The organism is Microvirga sp. BSC39 (assembly GCF_000739015.1).
Lineage (GTDB): Bacteria > Pseudomonadota > Alphaproteobacteria > Rhizobiales > Beijerinckiaceae > Microvirga.
Map to the genome: position 1 here is coordinate 266,681 of NZ_JPUG01000078.1, position 13,515 is coordinate 280,195.

Here is a 13,515-nt window from a genome sequence, read left to right on the forward strand (position 1 = left end):
AGGGATTCTAAGATGAAAACAGGATTGGAAGGCAAGCGCGCGCTCGTTCTCGGCGCGAGCAAAGGTTTGGGCTTCGGCATCGCCCAGGGACTGGCGGAGGAGGGCGCCCGTGTGGCTATCGCGAGCCGCACGATGGAAGGCTCGAAGGCCGCCGCCGACAAGATCGGCAAGGATGTTCTGCCGTTCGTCTGCGATACGGGCAAGGTCGATCAGGTCGATGCTCTGGTCAAGGATCTGACGAATGCGTTGGGCGGTGTCGACATCCTCGTCCTCAACAGCGGCGGTCCCCCTCCCGGCAAGGCGCAGGGCGTGTCGTCCGATCAGTGGCGGCAGTCGTTCGATGCGATGTTCGTCAATCTGGTGCGGATCGCCGATCAGTTGCTGCCCGGCATGATCGAGCGCAAGTTCGGCCGCATCATCTCGGTGATCTCGTCCGGTGTGATCCAGCCGATCCCAAATCTTGCTATCTCCAATGCCATCCGTCCCGCGCTTGTGGGCTGGGGCAAGACGCTGGCGAGCGAGGTTGCCGCCTCGGGCGTGACGGTGAATGCCATTGCGCCCGGCCGCATCGCCACCGACCGCCTGAAGCAGCTCGACGCCGCTAATGCCGAGCGCACGGGCCGCTCCGTGGAGGATGTGGCCGCAGCCGCTCGCGCGGGCATTCCGGCGGGCCGCTATGGCGAGATCGAGGAGTTTGCGGCAGCGGCCGTGTTCCTCGCCAGCGAGAAGGCCTCGTTCATGACGGGCTCGATCCTGCGTGTGGATGGCGGTCAGATCTCGTCCGTGACCTGATGAAAATGGGTGAGGCAAGATCCTGCCTCACCCTCACGCGATGGCACCGGCTGCGTACAGAGCAATCCCCGCAGCCGACGTCGCGGCCAGGGTTGGCAGCATCCCGACCTTGAAGCGGAACATGGCGACGATGGCGGCGGCCGACAGGAGCAACGCCCAGAGATTCACGCTCTCCCACACAGGCGCGTCAAAGTTGAGAACGCCCCATTCTACGGGTCGAACGTCCCTGAAGATCGTGTGGATGCCGAACCAGATAGCGAGGTTCAGGATCACGCCCACGACGGCTGCCGTGATAGCCGTCAATGCGCCGCTTAAAGAGCGATTGCCGCGCAGCACCTCAATGTAAGGGGCGCCGAGAAAGATCCACAGGAAGCAGGGCGCAAAGGTCACCCATGTGGCGAGAAGGCCGCCCAGCGTGCCTGCAAGAAGCGGAGGAAAGGCGCCGGCATCCCGAAAGGCTGCCATGAAACCCACGAACTGCAGCACCATGATCAGCGGCCCCGGCGTCGTCTCGGCCATGCCGAGGCCATCCAGCATCTCGCCGGGGTTTAGCCAACCATAGGTCTCGACCGCCTGCTGCGCCACATAGGCCAGAACCGCATAGGCGCCACCGAACGTCACCAGCGCCATCTTGGAGAAGAAGACGGCAATCTGACTGAAGACATTGCCGTCGCCGAGAAGCAGCAGGAGGGCTGCGACGGGCACGAGCCAGAGCGCCAGCCACACGGCGGCTATGCGCAGGCTTCGTCCTGTATTGGGTCTTGCGTGAGCTGGCAGCTGCTCTCCAAGGAGGTTGTCGCCTTCCTCTGCGCTTTGACTGCCATGCCCACCGACCTGGAACTGCGGCAGGCTTGCTCTTCCTCCAAAGAAGCCCACCAGGCCGGCGGAGAGGATAATCAGCGGGAAAGGAGCGTCGAGAAAGAAGATCGCCACGAAGGCAGCCGCCGCAATCCCGATCAGGACCGGGTTCTTCAGGGCGCGTTTGCCGATCCGCACGACCGCCTCGAGCACGATGGCGAGCACGGCCGCCTTCAAGCCGAAGAAGAGCGCCGCGACAAAACCGATCTTGCCGTAGAGGGCATAGATCCAGCTCAGGCCCATGATGGCGATGATGCCTGGCAGGATGAACAGGCCGCCGGCCATGAGGCCACCGCGCGTGCGGTGCATGAGCCAGCCCACATAGGTGGCAAGCTGCTGCGCTTCGGGACCGGGCAGGAGCATGCAGTAGTTGAGCGCATGCAGAAACCGGCTCTCCGAGATCCAGCGCTTCTCCTCGACCAGGACGCGATGCATCACGGCAATCTGGCCCGCAGGTCCGCCGAAGCTTAGCGCGGCGACCCGCAGCCAGACGCGAAAGGCTTCTCCTAAGGAGACGCCATGGCTTGGCGAGAACTGAGGATTTGAGTTCTGCCTATCCTGTATTGTCTCGCTCATATCAAGTTCCCGGCTTCTTTGACGGCCAGTTGTGGGTTTCGTCCGTTGCATCCCGACACCAGCGGTAGAAGGCGTCGTAGAGCAGAAGCCCAGCCTCGAGTTGGGCGAGATCGTCCGAATACATGCGCGATAGTCCCAGGGAGGCGGCCAGCAGGCCTGACGACTCAGGGGCGAGGTCGAGCCGAGCCGTGTCGGCGCCTCTCACGATCAGGGCGAGGCGTCTTAAGGGATTGGTGCCAAGCCCGAACTCCTCGACCATGACATCGAAAGTGCAAAGCTCCCCGCGATGGCTCCAGAAGATGCCTTCACCGTCAATATCAAAAGGCGTGGCTCCAAACCGCTCCACGACACCGGGAACTTCCGAAGTCGGAACGAACAGGAATACCGCATTCGGATCGACGAAGCGGCGGATCAGCCACGGGCAGGCAATCCGGTCGATCTTCGGGCGCGAGCGCGTCACCCAGATTGTTCGTCCCTGCAGATCGCGGGGTGGGATCCTAGCGGTGGGCACCATAGGCAAGTTAGCTCGAGCCCAGGCTAGACTCCCTCCTTCAAGGGTGTTGGCCGGGATGCCTGCATGACGGAGCCAGGCTGCAACGCCATGGCTGAGCTTCAGCCCTTTTTGGCAGATCACGATGGCGGATCTATCCGTAAAGTCATGTGCCCAGTCTGAAACCGTATTGAATGGGCGTCTGATGGAGCCTGGAATGAGACGCGGGTCGCCTTCAAAATCCTCTTCAGTGCGTACATCGATGAGGACCGGGCACTTGGGTGTGCCGACAAGGCGAGCAAGCTTTTCAGCCGAGATGGTGTTGAATGACGACATGATGCATCCGTGAGTGTCTGGTGCGGATGCGATGCTTGGGCATGTCGCCTCGTGGGGAGATCGCGGTCCCCATGACTGCCATCAAAGTTCAGCCCTGCGGTTTTGTCAAATCAATTCAAAGGTCTCTGAAACAACCTCAGAAGTCCTGCTCGGCGCTCCGCTCCAGCGTCTGAACCACGAGGCCATTCTCGACAAGCGTGTGCCAAACGTCTTCGGCGGTATCGGCGAAGTTGACCAGTTCGCGATCTCTCTCGCTCACCATGCCGTGTTCGAGGAGTGCGTCGAACTTGATGACGGATTGCCAATAGGCTTTGTCGAAGAGCACGATGGGCAAAGGCGGCGCCTTGCCCGTCTGCCGGAGGGTCAGGATCTCGAACAGTTCGTCCAGGGTGCCGAAACCTCCGGGGAACACCACGAGCGCATTGGCCCGCATGGCCAGGTGCATCTTGCGCATCGCGAAATAATGGAAGCGGAAGTTCAGGTCCGGGGTCGAATAAGCATTCGGCTCCTGCTCGTGCGGCAGGGTGATGTTGAAGCCGATCGACGGCGCCCCCACGTCGGACGCTCCCCGGTTGGCCGCCTCCATGATGCCGGGTCCGCCGCCCGTGGCGATGACATTGTCGCGCGTTCCGCTGGTGACGGTCAGGGCGCCTCCGCGCTGCGAAGCGATGGCGCCGAAGGACCGGGCCTGCCCGTACCAGAACGGGTGCCGCCCGGGCCCATCCTCCCGGATGCGCGCGCTGCCGAACACCACGATGGTCGAGCGCACGCCCCAGGTGCGAAGATGCTCCTCGGCTTTGGCGTATTCCAGCATGAACCGCACGCCCCGCGTGGAGTCGCCGAGCAGGAAATCCTGATCGAGCGCGGCTAGACGATAGGAGGGCGAGGCCATGTTGGCCGCAGCCGAACGCTTGCTGTCATCCATGGGGTGGGGCTCCTTTGACCCGGCCACGCACAAAGCACAGTTTCGAAGCCGCGTTAATTCCCCATTGGGCCGATTGGGAGTTCCTGAGGTCCGGAGGGAGGAATCCCCACCGGCTCGGCTGGACTGGGTGCCTCGCTGGGGGTGACGGGCGGGACGCCGACCGGTTCCTCAGGAGCCGGGATGCCCGCAGGTCCCGGATCGGGATGCACGGGCTGGGGCATCGGACTGGGCACGTCGGGTTGTGGATTGGGGGACGGCGTATCGGACATGTCTCGCATCCTTCCTGGCTCGGTGCCGGCCGGCACCCCTATGGCATCGCAATGGCATAACTAGGCTGCGAACGGGGGATGAACTGGGTTTGTTCCGAGCCCTCCCTACAGGGCAAGGCTGCAATGAATTTTCCCTATAGCCCCTCGCGTCGCGCTCGCTATATCAAAGGCGCACGAAGGAAGAGGGCGAAGCACAGCCCTCAAGGAAAGCGAGCGCCAGCCGATGGACCACCTGTCTTCAACGAACATTGCCCGTATTCTGCCGGTGGACGGGTTCCAGGGGGCCCTTGTCGGGCGTGTCTGGCGTCCGGGTCTCGGGCCTTCGGTGGTAGCCGTCAGAGAGGATGGCCTCTTCGACATTTCCTCCACATGCTCCACGGTCAGCGATCTTGCCGCCATGGATGATCCGGCGCGTGTCGTGAAGACCGCACAGGGCGAGAGGATCGGCTCACTGGAGGAGATTGCCGCCAATACGGCTCCCGACAGCCGCGACTCCTCGAAGCCCTGGCTTCTGGCGCCGATCGACCTTCAGGTCGTCAAGGCTGCCGGCGTCACTTTCGCGGTCTCCATGCTGGAGCGCGTCATCGAGGAGCGGGCGCGTGGCGACGCCAGCGCGGCAGCGGCGATCCGGGCCGAGGTTCTCCGACTCGTGGGCGATGATCTCAGCCGCCTCAAGCCGGGCTCGGCCGAGGCCATGGCGCTGAAAAAGGTTCTCATGGCCCAGGGAGCCTGGAGCCAGTATCTCGAGGTGGGCATCGGGCCGGACGCGGAGGTCTTCACCAAGGCGCCGACCCTGTCCTCCGTCGGTGCCTTCATGGATGCCGGCCTGCATCCCAAATCCACCTGGAACAACCCTGAGCCGGAAGTGGTGGTGATCGTCACCGCTGAAGGAAAGATCGTGGGCGCGACCCTGGGCAACGACGTGAACCTGCGCGATTTCGAAGGACGCTCGGCTCTGCTGCTCTCGAAGGCGAAGGACAACAATGCGTCCTGCTCGGTCGGCCCCTTCGTGCGGTTCTTCGACGAGACCTTCTCCCTCGATGATGTGCGCCAGACCACGGTGACGCTCACGGTCGAAGGGGAGGATGGGTTCAGGCTCGAAGGTTCGTCCTCGATCACGAAGATCAGCCGGGATCCCGAGGATCTGGTTGCACAGACGGTCGGGCCGCACCATCAGTACCCGGACGGTTTTGCGCTTTTCTTAGGGACGATGTTCGCTCCCACGCAGGATCGGGGCGAGCCCGGCATGGGCTTCACCCACAAGCATGGTGACATCGTCACCATCGCGGCTCCCAAGCTCGGCGCGCTCGTCAACCGCATGAAGCCCAGCTCCGAATGCGAGCCCTGGACCTTCGGGTTGCGCGCACTCATGTCCAACTTGGCCCAGCGGGGCCTCATCAACACCAGACAGGCAGGTTAACGATGACGAAGAACTATATTGCGGGCGAGTGGCTTGCCGCGTCGGAGGCCTCGCCGAACATCAACCCGTCCAATACCAACGACGTGCTGGGCGAGTTCGCCCGCGCGTCTGCGGCTGAAGCCGAGCGCGCCATTGCTGCGGCCTATGACGCCTTCCCGGCCTGGTCGCGCTCCTCGATCCAGCAGCGCCACGACATCCTGAAAACCGTCGGCGACGAGATCCTGGCCCGCAAGGAGGAGCTGGGACGTCTTCTCTCCCGTGAGGAGGGCAAGACACTGCCCGAGGGCATCGGCGAGGTCACCCGCGCGGCCCAGATCTTCCACTTCTTCGCCGGCGAATGCCTGCGCCTGGCCGGCGAGAAGGTGCCGTCCGTGCGCCCGCTCATCGACGTGGAGATCACCCGCGAGCCGGTGGGCGTCATCGGCCTCATCACCCCCTGGAACTTCCCCATCGCCATTCCGGCCTGGAAGATTGCCCCGGCGCTGGCCTACGGCAACACCGTGGTGTTCAAGCCTGCCGAACTCGTGCCGGGCTCCGCCCACGCGCTCTCCGAGATCATCATCCGGGCCGGCGTGCCGGCCGGTGTGTTCAACCTAGTCATGGGCAAGGGCTCGGTGGTTGGCGAGGCGATGCTGCAGAGCCCCAAGGTCTCGGCGATCTCCTTCACCGGCTCGGTGCCCACCGGACGCCGCGTGGCCCAGACCTGCATCACGGCCGACCCCATGAAGAAGCTACAGCTGGAGATGGGCGGCAAGAACCCGATGGTGGTGCTCGATGATGCCGATCTCAAGGTGGCGGTGGACTGTGCCGTCAACTCGGCCTTCTTCTCCACCGGCCAGCGCTGCACCGCCTCCTCGCGGCTGATCGTGACCGAGGGCATTCATGACCGGTTCGTGGCCGCCATGCAGGAGCGAATGGCCGGTCTGGTGGTGGACGATGCCCTCAAGGCCGGCACCCATATCGGCCCGGTGGTGGATCAGGGCCAGCTCGATCAGGACCTGAAGTACATCCGCATCGGCCAGGAGGAAGGCGCCAAGCTGGTGGCGGGCGGCGAGCTTCTGAAGCGAGATGCCCCCGGCTTCTATCTGGAGCCTGCCCTGTTCACTGAGGTGGACAACCGGATGCGGGTGGCGCGCGAGGAAATCTTCGGGCCAGTGGCCACAGTGATCCGGGCGAAGGATTACGACGAGGCGCTGGAGATCGCCAACGACACGCCGTTCGGCCTGTCGTCCGGCATCTGCACCACAAGTCTGAAATACGCCTCCCACTTCAAGCGCAATGCGGAGGCCGGCATGGTGATGGTGAACCTGCCAACAGCAGGCGTGGACTACCATGTGCCGTTTGGCGGGCGCAAAGGCTCATCCTATGGTCCGCGCGAGCAGGGCCGCTATGCAGCCGAGTTCTACACCACGGTGAAGACCGCCTACACCTTCGACGGAAACTCACCCTACGTGCCGAAAACCACAGCAAGCGAGTAGGCTCTTCTCACAGCTTTCAACTCCGGCATCTCATTCATGCAGATGCCGGAGCCAAGCTCTTTAACCTATGTGATTGGTTCACGCCGGCCTGCCACGTCTTGTTGAGCAACATGGGCGGTCTCCGGCAGCGGCGCGTTGGCCGTCGGCCATCATGTTCTGAGCTGCATTAACTCTATCGACAAAACTCGGGCAGCTTTTTGCCACATCCATTGAACTTTGCCACGCGAACGCCATCATAGGCTTTCAAAAGAATTCGGCTTACACGCTTGGAATTCCGCAGTATCAAACGTTGTTGCATGTCAAATCCAGGCGAGTTGCCTCGGGAGTATGAATTGTAACCTCGTTGTTTTGGGGCAGGATGCTGTAAATTCTTCGAGCTGGTACGCGGCACTCGGTTAATAGTAGAGAACTTAATATGGTTACTTCCCGGCGTTACCTCATTGCCTCTTCCCTCGCGCGGCTCATTCGCAAGGAGAGAGGAGGCAATCGTGTCACGGAAGGCCACTTCCCCAATCAGGCCGACCGCAGTTCGTTCGTGGTCGTGGAGGGTGACAAGGGGAGCCTCGTCCTGGTTCACGCGAGCGCCAGCGGGCCCATTGAGGAGCGCACCGAGGTTCCGCGGGCCCATGCCGAGGCGCTTCTCGACGTCACGCCAGGCAAGCTCGATTACCTGCTCACGCATCTGACGGTCGGCACCCGCGACATCCAGATTCTCCGCTTCGTGACGCCGGGTCCCCTGGACCTGATCTCCGTGTTCTTCGAGAGCGAAGATGAGGCCCGGGATTTCCGTCCTCTGTCATGGTTCGGTGCGGACGTCACGACGGAAGTTCCTTATCAGAACCGCTCCATCGCCCTGGAAGGCGCCCCTCAGGCGCCGGACGTTCCCATGTCGAACGCCGCTCTCAACAGCCTGCTCGACGCTCTGGAAAACCGCTACGTGGCGCCCCGGGGCTATACGGCTCATGCGCCGGCGCGCAATCCCGTGGAGCAGGCAGGTGGGCAGCAGCGGAATGCCCCTCCGCCGCCACCGGCGGCCCAGGCCAATGAGAGGCCGGCGGCTCCGCAGCGCGGTGTGCTGTCCAGGCCCGCCGCTGATGCTGACATGCATGACGACGACAACAACGATGACAACGACCTGAACCTCAACATCGAGGACAATGTCATCCGCGAGCTGGCCCGATCGCTCCGGCCCCAGCGTCGCTGATCCGGGTCATTCGAATTCGAGAAAGCCCCGATGGAAGCATCGGGGCTTTTTATTTAGCTCGGCAGCACGATGCAGCTGCCTCCCGCCGAGCGGATGTCGCGGCACAGCTGCTCCGCCGCCTGGCGCGTTTCGGCAGGCGCCCGCACGCGATAGAAAGTTCTGGTTCCGCGGTAGCGCAGGCGCGTGCCGATGATCATCGGTCGCGCGTCCTTGATCAGGGACGCATAAGTCCGACTCGCACGCCTGAAGCTTGCCAGCGCTTTATCCTTCGAGAAGTTGCCGGCAAGCTGAACGCCCCAGGGGGCGAACGGAGCCTCGATCGTGTCGCCACGGCCGGGCACACGCAGAGTGGCGACGATCTGCAGGCATGTCTGTGGCTCGGTGGCGGACGCCTCTTGGCCCGTATCCTTCTTCTCCCTTGCATCCGAAGCCCATTCCTCCGCCGAGCGGCCCGTCACGGCCACAACGTAATTCTGGGTCTCCGCCGGTAATCCTCCTCGACCGGCCAGCCATGTGGCGACCCGAGCAGGGCCGCCGTTATAGGCAGCAGCCGCCAGGCCCAGATTGCCGAATTGATCTGCAAGCTGAGCGATGAATTCTGCCGCCTTCGGAATGGCCTGCTCGGGATCGAAGGGGTCAGCCAGTCCGCGTTCCTTGGCCGTGCCTGGCATGAACTGCGCAATGCCCTGGGCTCCCGCCGGGCTGACCACATGCGGGCGGAACGAGCTTTCCTGCCAGATCAGCTTTGTGAGCAGGTCGCGCGGTATCTTCTGCGTTCGTGCAGCGCCCTCGATCAGCCGGCACAGGGCCTGCTCCACCGTTTCACCGGATGATGGGGAATTGGCGGAGACGGCGCCGCAGCAAAGAAGGATTCCGCAAAGCGCCAGCTGCAAGCGCATGAATACCTCAATGGTGAACGGGGGCGTGTGACAACAGAGTGTGCCAGGCTACAGATAGGCGATCATGCGTCCTGCCAAGAGCGTGACGATCCATGCGAGGAGCGACACGAGAGCATAGGTGCGAGCTTCCGGAGGCAAGGCTCCGGCACGCAGGGCCGATCCGAAGCGGGCATGAAAAAGAGCGACATTGACGAGGCCCAGCGCAATGAATGCGAGCTTCACGTAGAAGGCAGGGTTGGTCCCAAGCGCGCGGGCCTCCACGGCGAGGAGAAGCACGCCCGTTGGGATCTGCAGGAGCAGGCCGGCAGCCGCGATGGGAATGGCATGGCGCCCCACCTGCCAGGCATGTTTGCCATGTTCCGCCAGCACCTTGAGGTCGAAGACCGCGATGCCGCCGACCACGAAGGCAGCCCCGAGCACATGCAGCAGGTTCGCGGCCGTATAAAGCCATGCGGAATGGCGCCCTGCATGACCGAGCCATGAGCCCTCCAAGGCGGCGAGCAGGTCGAGATACATGAGGTGCTAGCGCAGTTCGTAGGTCTTGCCGCCCACCACGATGCGCTCGGCCCTCATCTCGGTTTCCATGCGGGTAGAAGGGTAGCCCTCGAGCCGAACGGACGTTCCGGGCTTGAGCATGTCCGGGTTCAGGCCTCTCGCGCTCATTCGGAAAGGCGGCGCCAGCACCGCGTCCCAGTTCTTGTTCTCATGAGTGACAACCACCGTCACGTGGGGATTTTCCCAGTTGGCCTGCTGGATATTGCTCGTGACCGAAACGAGCCGGCCCGCGTCGTAGCTCCCCCAGCCATGGTGTGCAGCAGCGAAGCCGCCGGTCAGAAGGGCCCCTGAGAAGAACAGACCGAACAGAGGATACTTCATGATCGTAGGCTCCATAATCCCGCAAACAGCATACTTCCTCGCAGAGTTGGCTGGAGCACAAGCGCCGTCAAGGCGCCGACACGAAAAGCCCAAGCCTGATCATGGGATCGTGAAGGGATAGGGCACGATTCGCTCCTCCGCCGAAGCCCGATTATGCTTCGGCCTCGCGAATCATCACAGCTTGAGTTCAGTCATGCCCTCGATCCTCAAAGACCTCTGGAACCGTTTTGCAGGCGGAGGCAGCGCGGGCGGCCGCGAGGAACCTGCCGCCGAGGCGGTCGAGTACAAAGGCTTCCGCATCCGTCCTGCGCCCTACTCGGCCAAGGGCGGCTACCAGACGGCGGGGATCATCGAGAAGGATTCCGAGGCCGGAACAAGAGAGCACCGGTTCGTGCGCGCCGAGACGCACCCCAGCAAGGATGATGCGACCGCCTTTGCGATTACAAAGGGCAAGCAGATCATCGACGAGCAGGGCGACCGCATCTTCGGCTGAAGCACATAAAGGTGCAAAGCCCCGAAATTTTCCGGCGTATCATCTGCATCCGTGGCGAAACCAATGCCGATTCCGGCTGTTGCCTTCGCGAACGTGCGGCAGCCTGCTGGACAGCCCAATCAGATAATCTGATCGGGCCTCATAGAAATATCGATTGGTGTTGATCACTGCGGGACATTTAAGGTGCCTCGGGGGCGCATCGCAATCAACCGTTCACCCAAGGGAGAGAGCCATGGACAAGAGCCCCAAAGCACCGTCGGGAACACCGGATCAGGTCCTGACGAACCGGCAGGGCCATCCGATCACCAACAACCAGTCCCAGCGCACCGTTGGAAGCCGCGGCCCGGCCACGCTGGAGAACTACCAGTTCCTTGAGAAGATCACCCATTTCGACCGCGAGCGCATCCCTGAGCGTGTCGTCCATGCCCGCGGCTTCGTGTGCTACGGCGAGTTCGAGGCGACCGGCAAGATCGGCGACGAACCCGCCTCCAGGTACACCCGGGCCAAGCTGTTTCAGGAGGCCGGCAAGAAGACGCCGCTCGCCATCCGCTTCTCGACCGTGATCGGCGGCCGCGACTCCTCCGAGACCGCCCGCGATCCGCGCGGCTTTGCCGTTAAGTTCTACACGGAGGATGGCAACTGGGATCTTGTCGGCAACAACCTTGCCGTTTTCTTCATCCGCGACGCTATCAAGTTCCCGGATGTGATTCACTCCCTGAAGCCCGACCCGATCACGTTCCGCCAGGAGCCGAACCGGATCTTCGACTTCATGAGCCAGACGCCTGAGTCCATGCACATGCTGACGCACCTGTTCAGCCCGCGTGGCATCCCGGCCAGCTACAGGCACATGGAAGGCTTCGGGGTCAACACCTACAAGATGGTCAATGCCCAGGGCGACACCGTGCTGGTGAAATACCATTTCCATCCGCGCTGCGGCCTGGCGAGTCTGACGGCCGAGGAAGCCGCCAAGGTGCAGGGCCAGGATCTCGGCTCCGCCTCGAAGGATCTCTATGAGGCGATCGAGCGCGGCGAGCACCCGCAATGGGACATGTACGTTCAGATCATGGAGGATCACGACCATCCCGAGCTCGAGTGGGATCCGCTCGACGACACCAAGATCTGGCCGGAGAAGGATTTCCCGCTGCGCCACATGGGCGTCATGACTCTCAACCGCAACGTCCAGGATCACTTCAACGAGAACGAGCAGATCGCCATGGGCACGGGCGTTCTCGTGGACGGGCTCGACTTCTCCGATGACAAGATGCTGGTGGGCCGGACCTTCTCCTATTCCGACACCCAGCGCTACCGCGTCGGCACCAACTACCTGCAGCTGCCGGTGAACCAGGCCAAGAACGCCAAGGTCTCCACCAATCTGAACGGCGGGCAGATGTCCTATCGCCGCGACCTGGCGCCGGGGCAGAACCCGCATGTGAATTACGAGCCGTCGATCCATAACGGACTGCACGAATCGCCGCGCGAGGAGCCGAACAATGCGCCCGAGATCCGCGGGCGCCTGACGCGCAGCGTCCTTGAGCGCCGCAACGATTACGTCCAGGCGCGGGGCCGCTACTGCACCATGATGGATTGGGAACGCGACGACCTCGTCCTAAACCTGGGCACCCTGCTCGGCCAGTGCGAGCGCGACGTGCAGGAGCGGATGGTTTGGCACCTCCTGCTGGTCCACGATGACTACGGCAACCGGGTGGGCGAGATGATCGGCATCACGGCGGACGATGTGCGCAACCTTCAGCCACTGCCGAAGCAGGTGCTGACGGACGAGGACAAGCGTCGGCTGCAGAACCTGGGCAGGAACGGCGACACAATCGACCCGACCGTCTGGGGGCAGTGGACGAGTTCCGTGAAGAACTACAAGGCCTCGGCCGAAGAGGTGCTCGGCGGTATGCGCGACGTTCCGACGGAGCCCGCGACGAAAGAGGCTGCCGAGTAGGCAGCACTGCCGGACGACAGCTGAACGGGCCAGGGCTTCCTGGCCCGTTCCTCGTTATGGTTCCGTGGTTGGGCGCCCCCTTCGGCTCCCGCGGCTTTCCGCATAAGCCTTCGTGAACTCCGCGCCGAAGAGCAGGATCAGGGACGAATAATAGATCCAGAGCAGGATCGTGATGATCGAGGCGGCGGCTCCGTAGCTCGAGGCGACGTTGCTCTTGCCAAGATAGTAGCCGATCAGGAACTTGCCCACCGTGAACAGGAGTGCCGTGACCAATGCGCCCGTCCAGACGTCGCTCCATTGGATCTCAACGGCCGGCAGCAGCTTGAACATCATCGCGAACAGCAGCGTGGCGACCGCAAAGGCGACGAGGCTGTTGAGGAAGCGAAGGAGGATCGTTGCGCCCGAGAAGTTTGCTTCGAGATAGGACCCGAGCGCCGTCAGTCCGGTGTCGACGACCAGGGAAACGAGAAGCAGAAAGCCGATCCCGAGCACCAGCGCGAGGCTGACGAGTCGTGTGCGGACGAAGCTCATGACGCCGTAGCTGGCAGGTGGCTTTGCCTTCCAGATGATGTTCAGATCGTCCTGGAGCTCGACCACGGCGCCCGTGACCAGCAGCAGAAATGTCACGATGCCCACAGCGGTGCCGATAATGCCCGAGCCTACATTGCCGGCGCTGGCAATCATGGTTTCCAGGAAGGAGGCTTCGTTATTGCCGATCATGCCGCCGAGTTCAGCCACGATGGCGCCCTGTGCCGCCTCGCGACCGAAGGCAAGCCCGGCGACCGCAATGGCAGCCAGCAGCATCGGGGCCAGCGAAAAAACGGTAAAGAAGGCAATGGACGCGCCAAGGCTCATGGCGCGGTCATTCCACCAGCCTGCGAATGCCACCTTCAGGAGCTGCCATGTTTCGGAAAGCATGCAAGAACCGATCCTGCCGGACAGATCGGTCCG

13 protein-coding genes are annotated in these 13,515 nt (G+C 62.8%); 6 read left to right on the forward strand and 7 right to left on the reverse strand.

Annotated elements, in window-relative coordinates; genetic code table 11:
- The first annotated feature begins 12 nt into the window (after window positions 1-12).
- Window positions 13-792: an SDR family oxidoreductase gene (locus tag MA07_RS25315; RefSeq protein WP_036358704.1), complete on the forward strand. Its 780-nt coding sequence runs from the start codon at window positions 13-15 to the stop codon at window positions 790-792.
- 33 nt (window positions 793-825) lie between these two features.
- On the opposite strand, the gene chrA is transcribed toward MA07_RS25315, so the two are convergent.
- From chrA to MA07_RS25330, 3 genes are all read right to left on the reverse strand, one after another.
- A complete protein-coding gene (gene chrA / locus MA07_RS25320) occupies window positions 826-2,226 on the reverse strand; it encodes a chromate efflux transporter (protein ID WP_036358706.1) in 1,401 nt (466 codons plus the stop codon).
- 1 nt (window position 2,227) lies between these two features.
- The gene (locus tag MA07_RS25325) at window positions 2,228-3,052 is read right to left on the reverse strand and encodes a sulfurtransferase/chromate resistance protein (RefSeq protein ID WP_036358709.1); all 825 of its coding nucleotides are present in this window, start codon (window positions 3,050-3,052) and stop codon (window positions 2,228-2,230) included.
- A gap of 136 nt (window positions 3,053-3,188) precedes the next feature.
- Window positions 3,189-3,977, reverse strand: coding sequence for a TIGR00730 family Rossman fold protein (locus MA07_RS25330; protein WP_036358712.1), 789 nt, complete (start codon window positions 3,975-3,977; stop codon window positions 3,189-3,191).
- 492 nt (window positions 3,978-4,469) lie between these two features.
- Between MA07_RS25330 and MA07_RS25335 the strand changes: the two genes are divergently transcribed.
- The 3 genes from MA07_RS25335 (at window position 4,470) to MA07_RS25345 (ending at window position 8,348) form a co-directional block, all read left to right on the forward strand.
- Window positions 4,470-5,666, forward strand: coding sequence for a fumarylacetoacetate hydrolase family protein (locus MA07_RS25335; RefSeq protein WP_052003520.1), 1,197 nt, complete (start codon window positions 4,470-4,472; stop codon window positions 5,664-5,666).
- Between the two features lie 2 nt (window positions 5,667-5,668).
- Window positions 5,669-7,144: an aldehyde dehydrogenase family protein gene (locus tag MA07_RS25340; RefSeq protein WP_036358715.1), complete on the forward strand. Its 1,476-nt coding sequence runs from the start codon at window positions 5,669-5,671 to the stop codon at window positions 7,142-7,144.
- Between the two features lie 415 nt (window positions 7,145-7,559).
- Window positions 7,560-8,348 (forward strand): hypothetical protein, encoded by a 789-nt coding sequence (locus tag MA07_RS25345; protein WP_052003521.1) that lies wholly within the window; start codon window positions 7,560-7,562, stop codon window positions 8,346-8,348.
- A 53-nt stretch (window positions 8,349-8,401) separates the two neighbouring features.
- On the opposite strand, the gene MA07_RS25350 is transcribed toward MA07_RS25345, so the two are convergent.
- The 3 genes from MA07_RS25350 to MA07_RS25360 are packed head-to-tail and all read right to left on the reverse strand — an operon-like array spanning window position 8,402 to window position 10,123.
- Entirely contained in the window at window positions 8,402-9,247 is an 846-nt protein-coding gene (locus MA07_RS25350; RefSeq protein ID WP_036358718.1) for a lytic transglycosylase domain-containing protein, read from the reverse strand.
- Window positions 9,248-9,295: 48 nt separating this feature from the next.
- Window positions 9,296-9,763: a hypothetical protein gene (locus tag MA07_RS25355; RefSeq protein WP_036358721.1), complete on the reverse strand. Its 468-nt coding sequence runs from the start codon at window positions 9,761-9,763 to the stop codon at window positions 9,296-9,298.
- A 6-nt stretch (window positions 9,764-9,769) separates the two neighbouring features.
- Window positions 9,770-10,123: a DUF6152 family protein gene (locus MA07_RS25360; protein ID WP_036359191.1), complete on the reverse strand. Its 354-nt coding sequence runs from the start codon at window positions 10,121-10,123 to the stop codon at window positions 9,770-9,772.
- A 193-nt stretch (window positions 10,124-10,316) separates the two neighbouring features.
- On the opposite strand from MA07_RS25360, the gene MA07_RS25365 reads away from it, so the two are divergent.
- Complete coding sequence (locus tag MA07_RS25365; RefSeq protein WP_036358725.1) at window positions 10,317-10,616, forward strand: HlyU family transcriptional regulator; 300 nt, start codon at window positions 10,317-10,319, stop codon at window positions 10,614-10,616.
- Between the two features lie 232 nt (window positions 10,617-10,848).
- Window positions 10,849-12,564: a catalase gene (locus tag MA07_RS25370; RefSeq protein WP_036358729.1), complete on the forward strand. Its 1,716-nt coding sequence runs from the start codon at window positions 10,849-10,851 to the stop codon at window positions 12,562-12,564.
- Between the two features lie 54 nt (window positions 12,565-12,618).
- Here MA07_RS25370 and MA07_RS25375 read toward each other — a convergent pair whose 3' ends face one another.
- Complete coding sequence (locus MA07_RS25375; protein WP_036358732.1) at window positions 12,619-13,482, reverse strand: YihY/virulence factor BrkB family protein; 864 nt, start codon at window positions 13,480-13,482, stop codon at window positions 12,619-12,621.
- Between the last annotated feature and the right edge of the window lie 33 nt (window positions 13,483-13,515).